Below are 15,683 nucleotides of genomic sequence, written 5' to 3' on the forward strand. Positions count from 1 at the left end.
GAGTAGACCAGCGAATCCAGGATCCTGGTCATGATCAGCGAGACCGTAAGCACGCCGGATACGCCAGTCCCGACGTCGCTCACGTGTTCTGATACCCTTTGTGTTATTTTCCATATCGTTCGTGTTATTGTCAGAACATGATGAGGCCATCGGATATGGGGACGACTCTCGTGTGGACCCGCCGCATGCTCGGGATGAGCCAGCGGGAGCTGGGAGAGCGCGTCGGAGTGAGGCAGCCGCAGATCGCGCGCTGGGAATCGAACGCCTACAAGACCGCGACGCTGGCGCGGGTGGACGCTGTGGCGCAAGCGCTGGGGATCGGCGACGAACAGGCACTCATGGCGGCTGAGAGCACTGCCATATACGCGACGCCGGCGACGACCGGCCCCGTGCGCGATCTCGGCGAGATAGCCGCCCGCGTACGCGCCGATACCGAGGACCTTCGGCGTTTCGGTCTGTCTCGGCTGCGCGTGTTCGGCTCGTTCGCGACAGGCACGCAGTCGGCAAAAAGCGACGTGGACATCCTCGTCGACTTCGACCGCCCCGTCGGGTTCGAGTACCTGCAGGCCGGCAAGCATCTCGAGGACCTGCTCGGCCGAGAGGTCGACCCCGTTCGAGAGACCCTCCTCAAGCCCCGACTTCGCGACCGCGCCCTCCGCGAGGCGGTCGAGGTGTGGCGTGCGTGACGAGTCCCTGGTGCTGGTTGTACGTACAATGGGTAGACATCTTCTCGATACCGTGAGTACACTGGGCTCACGATCCCGCGACTCAGGGCTAGGAAGAACCGCCGATGAACCCACCGAACGTCGCCGATACGAAGGTCGAGCGCTTCAACATCCGCGCCACGAAGGAAGAGAAGTCGCTCGTCGAGCAGGCGGCTCGCGCGCGGCACGTGAACTCGAGCCAGTTCGTCCTTCAAGCCGCCTTGAGTTCGGCCGAGCAGGTTCTCGCGGAGCAGACCTCCTTCTCGCTCGAACCGAAGGCGTGGGACGAGTTCGTGGCGCTCCTGGATCGACCGGCCCGAGAGATCCCCGAGCTGAAGCGCGCCATGGCCGAACCGAGTCCGTTCGGTGACCGCTGAGCCTCTGCTCGGTCCACAGCCCCTCGACTCTTCGCACGAACTGGGGGCGTTCGACTGCGGCGCGCCCGCGTTGAACGAGTACCTGCACCGCTGGGCGTTGGTGAACCAGCATGGCGGCAAGAGCCGCACCTATGTCGCCGCTCGTGGCTCGCGCGTGGTCGCCTACCACAGCCTCGCGGCCGCGAGCGTCCGGCCGATCGAAGGCACGGAGCGTCTCCGAAAGGGACAGGGCCGGGGACCTATCCCGGTCATCCTGCTCGGTCGCCTCGCGGTCGACATCCCGGAGCAGGGACACGGCCTCGGCACGCAGATGCTGCTCGACGCCCTGAGACGCTCAGCAGCGGCGGCCGAAGCGATCGGAGCCAGGGCGGTGTTCGTCCAAGCGAAACACGAGATCGCGAGGTCGTTCTACGCGAAGTTCGGATTCGAGCCCGCGCCGATGGATCCGCTACGTCTGTTCCTTCTCATGAAGGACATCCGCAAGACCCTCGGTCAGCCTTCCTTGAGCCAGCGCGCGGCGTCCTTGGCGTGGTAGGTCAGGATGAGGTCGGCGCCGGCGCGCTTGAAGCCGGTGAGGGTCTCGAGCACGATGCGCCGCTCGTCGCTGAACCAGCCCAGCTTCACGGCCGCCTTGATCATCGAGTACTCGCCCGAGACGTTGTAGGCCGCCGTCACCATGCCGAACTCGTCCTTCACGCGGCGGATGACGTCCATGTACGCGAGCGCCGGCTTGACCATGACGATGTCGGCGCCCTCAGCGATGTCGAGAGCGGTCTCGCGCAGCGCCTCGGCTCCGTTCGCGGGGTCCATCTGGTACTGCTTCCGGTCGCCGAACGCGGGCGCGGAGTCGGCGGCCTCGCGGAACGTCTCGTAGTACGCGGACGCGTACTTCGCCGAGTACGCCATGATCGGGACCTCGGTGAAGCCCTCGTAGTCGAGCGCGCCGCGGATGGCGGCGACTCGGCCGTCCATCATGTCGGAAGGGGCGACCATGTCGGCGCCGGCCTCCGCATGGCTGACCGCAGTCTGGGCGAGTAGCTCGAGCGTCACGTCGTTGATGACGCAGCCGTGCTCGTCGAGCGCGCCGCAGTGGCCGTGGCTCGTGTATTCGCACATGCACACGTCGGTGATGACGTAGAAGTCCGGGTCGGCCGCCTTGATCGCGCGGATGGCCCGCTGGACGATGCCGTCCTCGGCGTACGCACCGCTGCCCGCCTCGTCCTTGCTCTCCGGAAGACCGAAGAGTATGACGGCCGGGACGCCCAGCTCACGCAGCTCGGCGATCTCGCCCGGCAACTGGTCGATCGAGAGCTGGAAGACGCCGGGCATCGACGAGACCTCGTCACGAATCCCGGTCCCCGGCTTCACGAACAGCGGGTAGATCAGGTCGTCCGCGGTCAGCTTCGTCTCGCGCACCATGGCGCGCACGGTCTCGTTGCGGCGCAGGCGCCGCATGCGAAAGGTCGGGAACTCCATGAAGGCCCTCCAGGCTCAGCGCTGCGCGCTGCTACTCGACGAACTCCTCCACGCTCACGGACTTGTCCTCGTCGGCGGCTTCGGCGTCCATCTCGGCCTTCTTGGCTTTCGGCGCCTTGCCGACCTTGTGGTCGACCAGCCGCTTGAGCTCCCAAGCGGCCCAGACCGCGGCGACCGCGACGGCGATCCAGAAGAGCATCTGCGCGAAGAACAGGATGATGTTGCCGTACTGCGTTAGCCAGGAGATGAACGTGGTGCCTGTCGGCTCCGGGACTGCTCCCATCGAGGAGCTCCTTTCCGTTGCTGCGGACCGTCTACCCTCGAACAGTCGAGGCGCCCCGCGATCCGGGTCGCCTCGACATCATATCCGATGGTGGAGATGAGCGGATTCGAACCGCCGACCTCTGCCTTGCGAAGGCAGCGCTCTCCCAACTGAGCCACATCCCCACGGCCTCCGCGACGCGCGGCCGCGAAGCACAGAATAGTCTGCCGAGCGGGACCACCGTTGTCAATCCGAGAGGCGCTCCACGAGCGCTCGGACGAGGCCGTCCGCGGTCGCCTCGGCGGCCTCGACGTCCGCGTGGAAGCCCGCCGCCGATAGGGCCTTCGTCGTCACCGGGCCGATGCTCGCGACGACGAGGCGTTCCATGACCGCCGCCGGGTCGAGTCCCGCGTCGCGCAGCGCCTCGAGGAAGCCGCGTACGGTCGACCCGCTGGTGAACGTCACGGCGTCGACGGTCCCCCCACGCAGTCGCTCGAGCGCCGCGGGATCGGGCGCGGCGAGGACGGTGCGATAGACCGCCACGACGTCGACGGTCGCACCGAGAGCACGCAGCGCGTCGGGGAGCACTTCGCGCCCCTCCTGCGCCCGCGGCACCAGCACGCGCCAACCAGGCCCCGCGCCCATCTCACGGAACGCGTCGACCAGGCCCTCCGCGCGGAAGTCCTTCGGCACGAGGTCCGCGACGACGCCGTAGCCCGCGATCCGCTCGGCCGTCGCGCTCCCGATCGCCGCGATCTTGACCTTCGAGAGCGCCTCCTCGGTCCGATCGGTCGACACGACGCGGGCGAAGAACCGCTCCACGCCGTTCGCCGAAGTGAGCACGATCCAGTCGTAGGACGCCAGCTCGCGTACGGCCCGCGCGACGGGCTCGACGTCCTCGGGCTCCTCGATGGAGATGACCGGGAAGGGGACCACTTCGGCGCCGAGTGCTGCCAGCGGTCCCGCGAGAGACGCGGACTGCTCCCGAGTGCGCGTGACGAGAACGGCACGTCCCGCTAGAGGAGGCTTGGCGGACACGACGCTTCGCGCCTAGGTCTCGAGGAGCGTGCTCACGGAGCCGTCCTCGCCCACGGCGCGGATCGCCTCGAGCACGGCGTCGGCCCCCATGTCGAGCAGGCGATCGACCATCGCGGCGCCGAGCGCCTCGGGCTCATCGGGCGAACCGGTGAGGCGGTGGCGGAGCACCGTCGTGCCGTCGACCGAGGCCACGACCGCGTCCATCACGAGCGTGCCGTCCTCGATGCGCGCGTACGCTCCGATCGGCACCTGGCAACCGCCCTCGAGCGTGCGCATGACGACGCGCTCGGCGCGCACGCAGGTGAACGTGTCCTCGTCGCGCAGCGCGTCGCAGACCCCGCGCATGAACTCGTCGTCCTCGCGGATCTCGATCCCGATCGCGCCCTGCCCGACGGCGGGACACATCACGGACGGGTCCTCGTAGTGGGTGATACGGTCGGCCCAACCCAGACGCGTGATGCCCGCCGCCGCGAGGATGACGGCGTCGAGCGTGCCGTCCTCCGCCTTGCGCATCCGCGTGTCGAGGTTGCCGCGGACGTCGACGATCTCGAGGTCGGGCCGCAGCGCCAGCACCTGCGCTCGGCGCCGCAGGCTGCTCGTGCCGAGCTTTCCGCCCCGCGGCAGGGTCGCGAGGTCGTAACCGGCGCCGCTCACGATGACGTCGCGCGGGTCGACGCGGGCCGGCGTCGCGGCGATGAAGAGTCCTTCGGGCAACTCGGTCGGGACGTCCTTCATCGAATGCACGGCGAGGTCGACGGTCCCCGCCGAGAGCTCGACCTCGATCTCCTTCGTGAACAGGCCCTTGCCGCCCACCTTGGCGAGCGGCACGTCGAGGATCTTGTCGCCGGTCGTCTTGATGATCTTGAGGCTCACCGGTAGCCCGGTGGTCTCCTCGATCCTCGCCTTGATGTACTCCGACTGCCAGAGCGCGAGCTTGCTGCCCCGGGTGCCGATGGTCAGTCCACTACGCTCAGCACCCAACGTCGTCTCCCGTCTCCGGTACGTGTCCCTTGTCGTGTCCCCTGCCGAGCAGTCCCTTGAGCAGACCGCCGTGGTGACCCTTGCCTTCGGCCGGCTCGAGGCCGTAGAGCTGACGCGCCGTGTCGACATACACGTATCCGTCCTTCGTCCCGGCGGCCTGCTTGAGGCGGCTCGTCGGGCCGTGGAGCATCTTGTTCACGATCGCGCAGGTGAGCGCGTCCACGGTAGCCAACTCCTTCTCCGAGAGGCCCTCGAGCCGCTTCAGCGCCTTCGCGAGCTCCTCCTGGCGGACGCGCTCGGCGTCCGAGCGGATCGCGGCGACCGTCGGCACGACCTCCATCGACTCGAGCCAAGCGGCGAACTCGTGGAACTCCTCCTCGATGATGACCTCCGCGCGGCGCGCCTCTCGCGTGCGCTCCTCCAGGTTCGAGGAGACGACGCCGTTGAGGTCGTCGATGTCGTAGAGGAAGACGTTGGCGAGGTCGTTCACGGCCGGGTCGATGTCACGCGGCACGGCGATGTCGATGAGGAAGAGCGGGCGCGGGCCGCGGCCCCGCATCGCGCCCGCGACGCGGTCGCGATCGATGACGTAGTGCGTGGCGGCGGTCGAGGAGATCACGATGTCCGCCTCGCGCATGCGCTCGAAGAGGTCCTCGTAGCGGATGGGCTCGCCCGAGAAGCGCTCGGCGAGCTCGACGGCGCGTTCGTAGGTACGGTTCGCGACGAGGACCTTGCGCACTCCGTTGCTCAAGAGATGCTTCGCGGTGAGCTCGCTCATCTTGCCGGCGCCCAGGACGAGGATCGTGCGGCCCTCGAGCGTCTCGAAGACCTTCTTGGCGAGCTCGACGGCGGCATAGCTGATCGAGACGGCGTTCTCGCCGATCTCGGTCTCGCTACGGACGCGCTTGCCGACCTCGAACGACTGGCGGAACAACTTGTTGAAGACGCGCCCCGTTCCCCCGGCGGCGAAGGCGTGCTCGTACGCCTCCTTCACCTGACCGAGGATCTGCGCCTCGCCGACGACCATCGAGTCGAGCGACGCCACGACGCGGAAGAGCTGGCGCACGACGGCCTCGCCGTTGACGACGTACAGGTAGCGGGCGAGATCGTCGCGGTCGAGGGCGTGGAAGCCGGCCATGAAGTCGACCACCGCGCGCGCGCCGGCCTCCTCGCTCGCGGTGACCGCGTAGATCTCCGTGCGGTTGCATGTGGACACGATGATCGCCTCGGCGACCTCGTCACCCCCCGTGAGCAGTGAGAGCGCCTCTTCCTGCCGGTGGGCGGGGAAGGTCAGCTTCTCTCGGATCTCGACGGGCGCGGTCTTGTGGCTCAAGCCGACCAAGGTCAGGTGCATCGCGCGTCTCTCGCCTCACAGCGTTCGCTGTCGATGTGCAAAGGGTCGCCCCCGCCGGAGCAGTGCGTGTTGTTCAGGCAAGCAGGCCCGGCCGGGGGCGATGAAGGGTGACGCGTATGGGAGCACTACCTGCGACTGAGCCTGAACGCTCGAATGATACCACTTCCGTGCGGCTTCCGACAACGCTTGTGACCTTCGTCACGAGCGCACCTTCCCCTTGCGCGCCTTCGCGACGTCGCCGTCGAAGACTGCGAAGATGAGCTCGGGCAGCACGCCTTTGAGACGGAAGTAGAACGCGCTCAGGGCGTCGGGGATGATCAGGTACCTCCCGCGCTCGACGCCGCGCACCACGGCGGCGGCGACGCGCTCCGGCGAGATCGGCTTGACGTTGCCGGCGATGGCGTCGGTCTCCGGCGGACGGAGCGTGCGCTCGTACTCCAGCGCCGGCGTCTCGGTGTCGGGCGGGCACACGACGTGCACGGAGACGCCGCGCGGCTTCATCTCCAGGCGCAACGACTCTGTGAACCCCATGACCGCGAACTTCGCCGCGGAATAGCCCGTGTAGCCGTAGACGCCGATGAATCCGCCGACCGAGGAGACGTTGACGATGTGACCGGAGCCGCGTGCGACCATCCTCGGCACCGCCGCCCGGCACGGGTGCACGACGCTCCAGAAGCCGTTGTCGATGTTGCTCTCGAAACGCTCGAACGGCATCGTCTCGAACTCGCCGGGGAGGATGACGCCCGCCGAGTTCACGAGGATGTCGGGCACGAAGCCGTCCTCCGCGAGCGAGTCGATCGCCGTAGCGGCCTCGTCGGCACGCGAGAGATCGGCGCTGCGCGTGGCGACGCGCTGCTCGGGCGAGGCGCACGCCGCCCGGATGTCGGCTGCCGCGCGCTCGAGCTTGACCGGGTCGCGAGCGACGATGGCGACGTCGCACCCCCGAGCCGCGTACGCCCTGGCGCACGCGAGCCCGATGCCGCTGCTGCCCCCAGTGACGACCACGACCGTCCGCTCAGGCATTCTCGACCCCTTCCCCCTCGAACTCCGCGAGCACTTCCTCGGCGCTCGGCTCCCCGCCCGCCTCGATCCGGTCGAGCAGGTCCGAGTCCGCGACGGCTTCGAGTATCGCAGCCGCGCGGTCCTCACCGAGCCGTGTGAAGGCCAGAGAACGCACCTCGCCCGCGAGCGCGACGTAGGCCGCCCAGGCCGGCCCGTACTCCTCGTCGAGACGGCGCCTGACCCGCTTGGCGAGAGCGGGCGCCCCGCCGCCGGTCGAGACCGCGATCTGGAGGTCCCCGCGGCGCACCACGGACGGGATGACGAAGCTGGACAGGTCGGGCGCGCCCGCGACGTTCACGAGGCAGCGCCGCTCCTCCGCCTCGTCCCTCACCGCACGGTCGACCTCCTGAGAGCCGCTGGCACAGACGGCCAAGAAGGCGTCCTCGAGATCGCCGCGAACGTACCCCCGAACCTCCAGGGTGATGCGACCCTCGGCCTCCAGGCCGCGCAGCGCCTCCCCCGGTTCGGGCGCCACGACGGCGATATCCGCACCGTGTCGAAGCAGGGTGCGCACCCTGCGCTCGGCGAGCGAGCCGGAGCCGACGACGACGGCGAGGCGCCCTTCGAGGTCGAGGAAGGCCGGGTAATAGGGATGGGCGCGAGGACTCACGCGCCCGGCCTCAGAGCCCCGAAGATGTGGAACCCGGCGGGCAGCGTGCGCGCGATCACGGCGAGGATGACGACGAACACGAACCCGACGATGGCGATCCAGGAGACGCGCCGGCCGGACTGGTGCGTCGCGTAGTGCAGGTAGAGATAGGTCCCGAAGATCAACCAGACGACACCGGCGGTCATGACGCGCGGGTCGGCGTACCACCCGCCGACATCGGTCTCGATGGCGCGCACGGTCCCGAGCAGCAGCCCCGCGGTGTACGCGGGGTACGACCAGGCGATCGCGCGACGGGCGAGCTGGTCGGTCTGGGCGAGTGACGGCAGGCGCCGGAAGAGCCGACTCGTGCGATGGGACTTGAGCTGCCGTTCCATGAGCAGGTACGCGACGGACGCGGCAGCGCCGATCGCGAACCCGGCGTTGGCGAGCATGATGAGCACGACGTGGATGCCCACGCGCCAGCTGTCGAGAAGATGCGCCTGCGAAGCGCTCAACTCGGCCGTGGTCGGGCCGAGGCCGAGCGCCTGGGAAAGCAGCAGCAGCGCGGCGGCGACCGGTACGAGGATCGTGCCGTAGACCTTCAGCTTCACGAGGTGCTCGACTATGAAATAGACGAGAACGAGCGTCCACGCCGCGAGGACGAGCGAGTTCGCACCCGTCATGATCGTGCCGTGCGTCGCCGTCGAGCGCATCCCGACCGACGCCGTGTGGAGAAGGAACCCCGCGCCCGTCAGGAAGGTGGCGTACCAGGCGTAGGCGCGCGACTTCGACAGGAAGTTGTAGGCGTAGAGGACGGTCGCGCCGGCATAGAAGACCGTCGCGAACCAGAATGTGATGAGCGAGCCCTGTTGCACGCCTTCCTCCTACGCCTTGGCCGAGCGCCGCTCGACGGCGTCCGCGACGATCTTCAGCTCCCGCTCGAGGCGGCCCAGCCGGCGGAAGACCATCGCGATGTAGACGACGAGCGTCGCCCACAGGATGCCGTACGCCGCGATGACGAACTTGGCGCCCGGGAGCACGAGCGAGTAGATCTCCTTCAGTGTCGGATCCATGCCACTCACCCTTCCAGGGAGGCCTTGAGCACGTCGAGACGCTCGCGCAGGTGTTCCTCGCCCATTCGTAGCTGGTAGATCGCGTAGCCGAGCATGAGCATCCCGACCTGGGCGATGATGAACGTCAGAAGCATCTTGCCGTCGAGGCCGCGCTTGAACACGACCGGGTGCACGGACGACGGGATGATCCGCGTGATGACGAAGGACAGCGGGGCATCGATGAAGGCGAAGATACCGAAGACCGCGGCGTATGCCGCGCGTCTCTCCTCGTCCTCGACGGAGCTGCGCAGCACGAAGTAGGCGATCACCAGCAGCGTCATGATGAAGTACGTGGTCAGCCGCGGTTCCCACACCCACCACTGGCCCCACTCCATGCGCGTCCACAGGTCGCCGGTGACCATGGTGAGGATGACGAACATGAGCGTCACCTCGGTCGCGATGCGCGCCTTCGTGTCGAACTCCTTGCGCCGCGTCATGAGGAACCTGATGCCGTAGAACGCGGTGAAGAAGAAGACGAGGAACGACGCTTCGGCGACCGGCACGTGGAAGTAGAAGATCTTCTGCGCGAAGTCGATGCGGTCGTACGTGATACCGCCGACCTCGACGGTGCCGAACGGCTGCGGCGGGGCGTAGAGGAAGGCCAGGAAGAACGCGAGCGTGGTGAGGACGCCGCCGATGGCGAGAAGCGCGAGCGTCACCCTCTGTTTCATATGGGGCACCTCCGTCGACGGGTCGCGCTGGATCGCCGGTGCGCTCGAGGCCGCCTTCAGGCCCCGACGATGAACTCGTAGAGGCCGAATGCCGCCAACAGCATTATGCCATCATACCCGGCGACCGTCGCCAGCGCGCGCCAGAATGCGGGCACGGCGTCGGCCGTCCCGTTGATGAGCACGGAGGTCGCGGAGACCGCCCCGAGCAGCAGCGGGTACATGAGCGGGATGAAGAGCACGGCAAGGACGACGTCCTTGCCCTTGGTGTTCACCGACATCGTCGCGAGCAGCGTCCCGACCCCGGCGATGCCCACCGAAGCGAGCACGAGCACGAGCGGCATGAGGGCGATGGAACCGGTGAAGCCCTCTCCCCGCAGGAAGAGGAAGCCGAAGACGGGCAGCGAGATGGCCTCCACGATCAGCAGGAAGATGAGGTTGCCGGCCGCCTTCGCGAAAAAGATCACCGGACGATCGACCGGCGAGAGCAGCAGCGCCTCGATGCACCCCTGGTCCTTCTCGTGGACCAGCGACCGGTTGAGGCCGAGCATCGAGGTGAAGATGAACGTCAGCCACACGAGGCCACCGGCGATGTCGCGCGTGTCGAAAGCGGAGCCCGCCTGAGAGAGCGCCACCTGGTAGACGACCATGGTGAGCAGCGTGTAGAGCCCCATGGAGGTGAGCATCTCCTTGGTGCGCAGCTCCATGACGATGTCCTTGCGCAGGATCGCCTTGAACTGCCTCCACGACAGGCCGCCCATCAGGCCACCCCCATCCCGACGACCGAGCGGTACGTCGCGGCGAACGCATCCGGGTCGAGGTCCTCGGTGCGCTCGAAGAGCACGACCGAGCCCTTCGCGAGGATCAGCGCGTGCGTGCACAGCTCGAGACCCTTCGCGAGGTCGTGGCTGACCATGACGAACGTATGGTGTGTGCGCACCTCGGCGATGAGCCCGTCGAGGATGTCCACGGCGTGAGGGTCGAGACCAGAGTACGGCTCGTCGAGGAAGAGGATCTCCGGCCGGTGCAGCAGCGCGCGAGCGATGGAGAGGCGCTGGAGCATGCCCCGCGAGAACGAGCTCACGACGTCGAGGCGGCGATGGTCGAGCTCGACGTCGCGCAGCAGCTCGTCGACGCGCGACTCCGGCTGGGAAAGACCGTACATCTGCGCGAAGAACAGCAGGTTCTCCTCGGCGGTGAGGTCGGGGTAGAGCAGCGGGTTGTGGCTGATGAGCCCGATCCGGCTCCTCAGCCCGACCGCGTCGGTCACGACGTCCGCGCCGAGCACCTTGACCGACCCCGAACTGGGCGGCATGAGCGTGGTGAGCACCTTGACGAGCGTCGTCTTACCCGCGCCGTTCGGCCCGAAGATGGAGAGGAACGCGCCGACCGGCAGGTCGAGCGAGACCCCGTCGAGCGCCTTGCGCGCTCCGAACGCCCGGGACAGGTCCCGGACCTCGAGAGCGAGCGCGGGCGCCCCCTCGGACGTCATCCGCGACCTCAGGCGGCCAGGGCGCGGCGCTTCGGCCAGACGGCCAGCGCGGTCCCGATGATGGTTATGAGGAAGCCCGTCCACACGAACCCGATGAGCGGGTTGATCTTCACGTTCATCGAGATCTGGCCGTCGTCCGAGACCGCCTCGAGGATGACGAAGACGTCGCGAAGCGGCTCGTAGATGATGTCGACGTTGACCGTCGCCTGCTCCTGCACCGCGTGGTATAGCTGGCTCGGCTGGATGGTCCCCGCGGGCTTGCCGCCGCGCGTGACGTTGTAGCGGACCGCATTGAGTTCGTCACCGTTCGGCCGCACCTGGCGGACGATGTCGGCGAACGCGAACGTGTAGTCGCCGGCGGCGAACGAGGCGCCGGCCTTCGACGGGAGCGTCGCCGGGATGTCGTGGACGAACATCGTCGACCCGACGAGTCCGATGAGGATGACGCCGATGCCCAGGTGGGTGAGGTACCCGCCGGACTGGCTGCGCGCCTTGACGAGGATGTTCCAGAGAGCGACCCCGAACGACTCCTCGCGCGCGGATGCGCGCTTGAGAGCGCCGTCGACGAAGAGGTAGACGGACATGCTCACCGCGAGGGCGCCGACGAGCAGCCCGATGACCGCCATCCACCCATGGACCGGGTCGGCCAGCGGGGGTGGCATGGGACCGCCAGTCGGATGCAACTTCGCGTACTCGGCGGCCCAGTTCGGCCAGAGGACCACGCGCCACACGACCATCAGCAACGCCCCGAGGCCGGCGGTGCCGACCAGCGGCCACTGCGCGCGCTTCCAGAACGTCGAGGGCTCGGTCATCTTCCATGCGAGGATCGGGCAGACCGCCATGATGAGCACGTAGAAGATGCCGACCGGCCTCGCGACGGCGTCGTAGGTCGCCGCGCCGAACGACTGGCCACCTCCAGGGAGCCACTTCGGAAGGGCCGAGGTGACGGTGAGATAGGCCGTGAGCAGCGAGGCGACGAGCATGAGGACGTTGTTGAAGTAGTAGGAGCTCTCCTTGGAGAGCAAGCTGTCGAACTCGTCCGCGCCCGCGAACGTGTCGCCGCGCAATAAGAGTCCGATGCCGCCCGCGAGCAGCGCGCCGCCCATCATCCCGAGGAAGAGCCAGAACGACAGCGGGTCCTGCTCGAAGGCATGCACCGACTGGACGACGCCGGAGCGCGTGATGAACGTGCCGAGCAGCACGAGGACGAAGCTCACCGTGGCGAGCATGATCGCCCACTTCTTGAAGCCGTCGCGCCGCTTGTAGACCGTGAAGCTGTGCAGCAGCCCGACGCCGGTCAGCCACGGCAGCAGCGAGGCGTTCTCGACCGGGTCCCACGCCCAGTAGCCGCCCCAGCCGAGGACGACGTACGCCCACACGGCCCCGAGACCGATGCCGATGCCCAGGAAGAGCCACACGAAGACCGTGATCCGGTCGACGTGCTCGACCCACTTCTTCGACGAATCGCCCGTGATGAGGGCGGCCATCGCGTACGCGAACGGGATCGTCATCCCCGCATAGCCGATGAACAGCGTCGGCGGATGGAAGATCATCGCCCAGTGCTGCAGCAGCGGGTTCATCGCCGCGTTCACGAGCAGTTTCCCGGTCGCCGGGTCGATCCAGTCGGTGGGCGTCACCTTGAAGGGGTTGTTCTTCTCGATGAAGAGAGCCACGAGGAAGAAGACCTGCACGAAGTTCGTCACGGCGAGCGCGATGTTCGAGAGCCGGTCCGTCTCGGACATCCGCTTGTAGGCGACGTAGGCCGCGAATCCGGAGAGCAGCCACTCCCAGAAGAGCAGCGAGCCCTCGCGACCGGCCCACACGCCCGAGATGCGATAGAGCCACCACAGGCGCGAGACGTCCGTGCTGTGGTTCTCGGCGACGTACTTGAACGCGAAGTTCTCGCCGAAGAACGCCGCGAGCAGGAGGCCCGTCGCGAACGTGACGAAGGCCAGCGACGCGAAGGTCGCGATGTATCCGGTGTTCGTGAGTTGCTCGCCCTGTTCGTCGTCGCGCCGCAGAGCGCCCCAGACGAGCGACGCTATGGCGACGACGGACGAGATCAGGCCGAGCAGCAGGAACAGGTTTCCGACTCCGGTCGATCGCATGTGCGGTCTCCGCTCTCTCTCGTCATCCCCGGCCGCTCCGCGCGCGGCCTACAGGCCGCCGCCGACCGCTATCGAGACGCTCGTGGCGTCGAACGTGCCGTCCGTGCCGAGCGCGCCGCCGAGAACCACCCTGGCTCCGTCCTTGAAGCCGGCCGGCATGGCGGCGTCGAACGCGACCGGGAGTTCCTTGCCGCCCATGGCACTCGCCTGGACGCGGAAGCGCTCGGCGTCCCCGGCGGTCTTGAGCGAACCCGCGACGACGTAGCCGGTCAGCTTGACGGGCTTGCCGACGCTGGTGGGCGAGGCGAGCAGGTCGGTGATGGACAGCGCCGTCTTGGCGGACTCGTACTTCGAGGGGCACTTGGTGATCATGTCCTTCGCCTGGATGGTGCCGTCCTCGTTGACGATACCCGTGACGATAGCCACCGTACCGTCGCCGAACGTCGCGGGCACGGCGCCGTCGTAGATGACGGCGATGACCGGGCCGTCGGCCTTCTTCTCCTCGCGGATGCGGAACTTCATGGGGCGGGCTTTCTTGTCCCACGAGCCCGCGACGACGGTACCCCCGACCTTGACGCGCTTGCCGACGAGCGAGCGGTCCTTGACGACCTGTCCGACCGTCTTGTAGTAGGCGCCGCCGTTCTCACCTTGGCTCGACCCGAAGAATATCGCCGCGATGGCGACGAGGATTATGGCAGTGACGCCGATCAGCCTGTTGCGGGCCCGCCTGTTCACACGCGCTCACTCCTCCGCGGTCATGTCGTCGAAGCGCAGGGGATGAACCGGGCGACGCGTGCCTGTGCGCGCCGGAAGGGTGCGGAGAGACGCACCGCATTCCACCTGCTTGCCTGAACGATTGTAGATGGTAGCACAAGCGAGCAAACGGGGTGCCGGTCTTGCGGCCGCGCTCAGCCGGTCTCCTGCAGCCGCAGCACGTCCGGCTTGAAGCCGACATCGGCGAGCAGTTGCGCGTACTCCGGCGTCGAGAGCTGTCCTTTCGCGCCCTTGAGCGCGACCATCGTGGCCTCGATGACGTTCGTGCCGAAAGAACGGCCCTGCAGTCGCGGCGTGCTCGTCACGAGCAGTTCGATGCCGCGCGAACGAAGGAAGTCGACATCCGCCGCGGTGGTCGTGTTCGTGATGACCCACTTCCCGCGCATGTCCTCCGGCATGTACTTGCGCACGTACTGGTAGTCGCCCGCGATGATGTCCGCCCACCGGTACATGTCCTCGTGCTTACCCGTCTGCACCGGCTTCTCCTGGTCGGAACCGAGCGGGTAGAGCCACGCGAACGGCATCAGCGCCACCGCGGGCATGAGTATGCGCGCGAGCACGCGCAGCGACGTCCAGCGCTTGATGAGGACCGGTATGCCGAGGGCGTAGAGAAGGTCTCCGAAGACGAGTTCGCACCCGGCGTCGCGAAGGCCCTCGGCCATGCCCCACCGGTCGACCGCCGACGTCATGAGGACCTTCTTGCCGCGCAGTTCGATACCGAGCTCCTCGCGCAGGTATCGCGGGACCGACGCCTCGACGGCGCCCTTGAGGCCCGATCCGTCGAGGACCGGCGTGCGCTTGACGGCGCGCGTGATGCGACGGCCGTCACGGAACCAGTAATCGTGGCCGTCGGCGCGCAGGTAGAGGTCGACGCCGCCGAGCCCGAAAGCGTCGACCTTCCCGTCGAGCTCCGCGAAACGCGCGGCCGCGCGCTCCATGTCGCCGTCGGTGCCCTCCCTGCGGATGCGGAAGCTCTCTCCCAGAAGCTCGATCTCGACCTCGTGATCGCGCTTCGAGGAGCCGATGCTGATGCTCACGACCTCTTTGATGGCGTCCACCTCCCGGCGGTCTCGCGGGCCTTCTCGATGACGGCGCCGGCGAGGCGCTGCGCGCGCCTGTCCGGTCCGGTGGGGGCGGTGACGTCGTGGAGCAGCTCGCGCAGCTCGTCGAGATCGACGGTCACGTCCGCACGCAGCGGAGAATGACCGAGCGGGATGCCGACGACCTCGCGGCCGAGGATCTTCTCGACGGTGCTGATGCGCCAATCGCTCGCCATGAGCACGATGACGTCGAAGTCGCGAAGCGTCGCGAGCGTGTCGAGTACGGAGTTGAACATCTTGGCGGCCGGACCGCTCTCGAGGCCCTCGCGCTCGGCCTGGGAGAAGACGAGCGTGAAGTCGACGGCGCACTCATCGGCGACGTCCAGGACCGCCTCGACGTTGGCGACCGGGAAGGCGACGAGCGCGACACGAGGCCCCCGGCGGACCTCGCCGAGCGACTCGAGGAAGGAGACGAACGTGCGCTGGACGCCGTGGGCGACCGCGACCTCCTCCTGCGTGGCGCCCGCCTCGCGCGCCTCTAGGACGTCCGAGACCATGCGCGAGAGCTTCTCGCGGCTGATGACCTTCTCACCGATGCGGTAGAGCCGCACGCGGTCCCCCCTCACGCCGGACGCACGCCGAAGCG

At 67.8% G+C, this 15,683-nt stretch carries 19 protein-coding genes and 1 tRNA gene; 3 read left to right on the forward strand and 17 right to left on the reverse strand.

Going from position 1 to position 15,683, the window contains the following annotated elements; translation table 11 throughout:
* Nucleotides 1-137 precede the first annotated feature (137 nt).
* From WC971_04690 to WC971_04700, 3 genes are all read left to right on the forward strand, one after another.
* Nucleotides 138-686, forward strand: coding sequence for a nucleotidyltransferase domain-containing protein (locus WC971_04690; protein ID MFA5844112.1), 549 nt, complete (start codon nt 138-140; stop codon nt 684-686).
* 104 nt (nt 687-790) lie between these two features.
* A complete protein-coding gene (locus WC971_04695) occupies nt 791-1,081 on the forward strand; it encodes a DUF1778 domain-containing protein (protein MFA5844113.1) in 291 nt (96 codons plus the stop codon).
* Entirely contained in the window at nt 1,071-1,616 is a 546-nt protein-coding gene (locus WC971_04700; protein ID MFA5844114.1) for a GNAT family N-acetyltransferase, read from the forward strand. The genes WC971_04695 and WC971_04700 overlap by 11 nt, the downstream gene beginning before the upstream one ends.
* Here WC971_04700 and hemB read toward each other — a convergent pair.
* The 17 genes from hemB to WC971_04785 form a co-directional block, all read right to left on the reverse strand.
* Nucleotides 1,574-2,557, reverse strand: a complete 984-nt coding sequence (gene hemB, locus WC971_04705; GenBank protein MFA5844115.1) for a porphobilinogen synthase — start codon at nt 2,555-2,557, stop codon at nt 1,574-1,576. The two genes, WC971_04700 and hemB, sit on opposite strands and share 43 nt — an antisense overlap.
* A gap of 31 nt (nt 2,558-2,588) precedes the next feature.
* A complete protein-coding gene (locus WC971_04710) occupies nt 2,589-2,840 on the reverse strand; it encodes a hypothetical protein (protein MFA5844116.1) in 252 nt (83 codons plus the stop codon).
* Nucleotides 2,841-2,928: 88 nt separating this feature from the next.
* Nucleotides 2,929-3,004, reverse strand: a tRNA-Ala gene (locus WC971_04715).
* A gap of 61 nt (nt 3,005-3,065) precedes the next feature.
* Complete coding sequence (locus tag WC971_04720) at nt 3,066-3,857, reverse strand: uroporphyrinogen-III synthase (protein MFA5844117.1); 792 nt, start codon at nt 3,855-3,857, stop codon at nt 3,066-3,068.
* 12 nt (nt 3,858-3,869) lie between these two features.
* Complete coding sequence (hemC, locus tag WC971_04725; protein MFA5844118.1) at nt 3,870-4,838, reverse strand: hydroxymethylbilane synthase; 969 nt, start codon at nt 4,836-4,838, stop codon at nt 3,870-3,872.
* The gene (gene hemA / locus WC971_04730; GenBank protein MFA5844119.1) at nt 4,828-6,192 is read right to left on the reverse strand and encodes a glutamyl-tRNA reductase; all 1,365 of its coding nucleotides are present in this window, start codon (nt 6,190-6,192) and stop codon (nt 4,828-4,830) included. Before hemA ends, hemC begins: the two co-directional genes overlap by 11 nt.
* Before the next feature lie 198 nt (nt 6,193-6,390).
* Entirely contained in the window at nt 6,391-7,215 is an 825-nt protein-coding gene (locus WC971_04735) for an SDR family oxidoreductase (protein MFA5844120.1), read from the reverse strand.
* Nucleotides 7,208-7,864 (reverse strand): bifunctional precorrin-2 dehydrogenase/sirohydrochlorin ferrochelatase, encoded by a 657-nt coding sequence (locus WC971_04740; GenBank protein MFA5844121.1) that lies wholly within the window; start codon nt 7,862-7,864, stop codon nt 7,208-7,210. The genes WC971_04735 and WC971_04740 overlap by 8 nt, the downstream gene beginning before the upstream one ends.
* On the reverse strand, nt 7,861-8,718 hold the full coding sequence (gene ccsA, locus WC971_04745; protein MFA5844122.1) for a cytochrome c biogenesis protein CcsA: 858 nt from the start codon (nt 8,716-8,718) through the stop codon (nt 7,861-7,863). Before ccsA (WC971_04745) ends, WC971_04740 begins: the two co-directional genes overlap by 4 nt.
* Before the next feature lie 9 nt (nt 8,719-8,727).
* Entirely contained in the window at nt 8,728-8,916 is a 189-nt protein-coding gene (locus WC971_04750) for a CcmD family protein (GenBank protein MFA5844123.1), read from the reverse strand.
* A gap of 5 nt (nt 8,917-8,921) precedes the next feature.
* On the reverse strand, nt 8,922-9,626 hold the full coding sequence (locus tag WC971_04755) for a cytochrome c biogenesis protein (GenBank protein ID MFA5844124.1): 705 nt from the start codon (nt 9,624-9,626) through the stop codon (nt 8,922-8,924).
* A 56-nt stretch (nt 9,627-9,682) separates the two neighbouring features.
* Nucleotides 9,683-10,384 carry a heme exporter protein CcmB gene (locus tag WC971_04760; GenBank protein MFA5844125.1) on the reverse strand — a complete coding sequence of 234 codons (702 nt, stop codon included), beginning with the start codon at nt 10,382-10,384 and terminating at the stop codon, nt 9,683-9,685.
* Complete coding sequence (locus tag WC971_04765; GenBank protein ID MFA5844126.1) at nt 10,384-11,115, reverse strand: ABC transporter ATP-binding protein; 732 nt, start codon at nt 11,113-11,115, stop codon at nt 10,384-10,386. The genes WC971_04760 and WC971_04765 overlap by 1 nt, the downstream gene beginning before the upstream one ends.
* Nucleotides 11,116-11,123: 8 nt before the next feature.
* Nucleotides 11,124-13,223 (reverse strand): cytochrome c biogenesis protein CcsA, encoded by a 2,100-nt coding sequence (gene ccsA / locus WC971_04770; GenBank protein ID MFA5844127.1) that lies wholly within the window; start codon nt 13,221-13,223, stop codon nt 11,124-11,126.
* A gap of 48 nt (nt 13,224-13,271) precedes the next feature.
* Complete coding sequence (locus WC971_04775) at nt 13,272-13,958, reverse strand: cytochrome c maturation protein CcmE (GenBank protein ID MFA5844128.1); 687 nt, start codon at nt 13,956-13,958, stop codon at nt 13,272-13,274.
* A 173-nt stretch (nt 13,959-14,131) separates the two neighbouring features.
* On the reverse strand, nt 14,132-15,055 hold the full coding sequence (locus WC971_04780) for a quinate 5-dehydrogenase (GenBank protein MFA5844129.1): 924 nt from the start codon (nt 15,053-15,055) through the stop codon (nt 14,132-14,134).
* Nucleotides 15,031-15,663, reverse strand: a complete 633-nt coding sequence (locus tag WC971_04785) for a transcriptional regulator (protein ID MFA5844130.1) — start codon at nt 15,661-15,663, stop codon at nt 15,031-15,033. The genes WC971_04780 and WC971_04785 overlap by 25 nt, the downstream gene beginning before the upstream one ends.
* Between the last annotated feature and the right edge of the window lie 20 nt (nt 15,664-15,683).

The sequence above is a fragment of the Coriobacteriia bacterium genome, from assembly GCA_041658765.1.
In the GTDB taxonomy this organism is placed as follows: Bacteria; Actinomycetota; Coriobacteriia; order Anaerosomatales; family JBAZZO01; genus JBAZZO01.

Excerpts from the sequence above, each read along its gene's own strand:
- WC971_04690 (MFA5844112.1), top strand. The coding sequence starts at position 138 with ATGATGAGGCCATCGGATATGGGGACGACTCTCGTGTGGACCCGCCGC.
- WC971_04695 (MFA5844113.1), top strand. The coding sequence starts at position 791 with ATGAACCCACCGAACGTCGCCGATACGAAGGTCGAGCGCTTCAACATC.
- hemB (MFA5844115.1), bottom strand. The coding sequence starts at position 2,557 with ATGGAGTTCCCGACCTTTCGCATGCGGCGCCTGCGCCGCAACGAGACC.
- WC971_04710 (MFA5844116.1), bottom strand. The coding sequence starts at position 2,840 with ATGGGAGCAGTCCCGGAGCCGACAGGCACCACGTTCATCTCCTGGCTA.
- hemA (MFA5844119.1), bottom strand. The coding sequence starts at position 6,192 with ATGCACCTGACCTTGGTCGGCTTGAGCCACAAGACCGCGCCCGTCGAG.
- WC971_04735 (MFA5844120.1), bottom strand. The coding sequence starts at position 7,215 with ATGCCTGAGCGGACGGTCGTGGTCGTCACTGGGGGCAGCAGCGGCATC.
- WC971_04750 (MFA5844123.1), bottom strand. The coding sequence starts at position 8,916 with ATGGATCCGACACTGAAGGAGATCTACTCGCTCGTGCTCCCGGGCGCC.
- WC971_04755 (MFA5844124.1), bottom strand. The coding sequence starts at position 9,626 with ATGAAACAGAGGGTGACGCTCGCGCTTCTCGCCATCGGCGGCGTCCTC.
- WC971_04760 (MFA5844125.1), bottom strand. The coding sequence starts at position 10,384 with ATGGGCGGCCTGTCGTGGAGGCAGTTCAAGGCGATCCTGCGCAAGGAC.
- WC971_04765 (MFA5844126.1), bottom strand. The coding sequence starts at position 11,115 with ATGACGTCCGAGGGGGCGCCCGCGCTCGCTCTCGAGGTCCGGGACCTG.
- ccsA (MFA5844127.1), bottom strand. The coding sequence starts at position 13,223 with ATGCGATCGACCGGAGTCGGAAACCTGTTCCTGCTGCTCGGCCTGATC.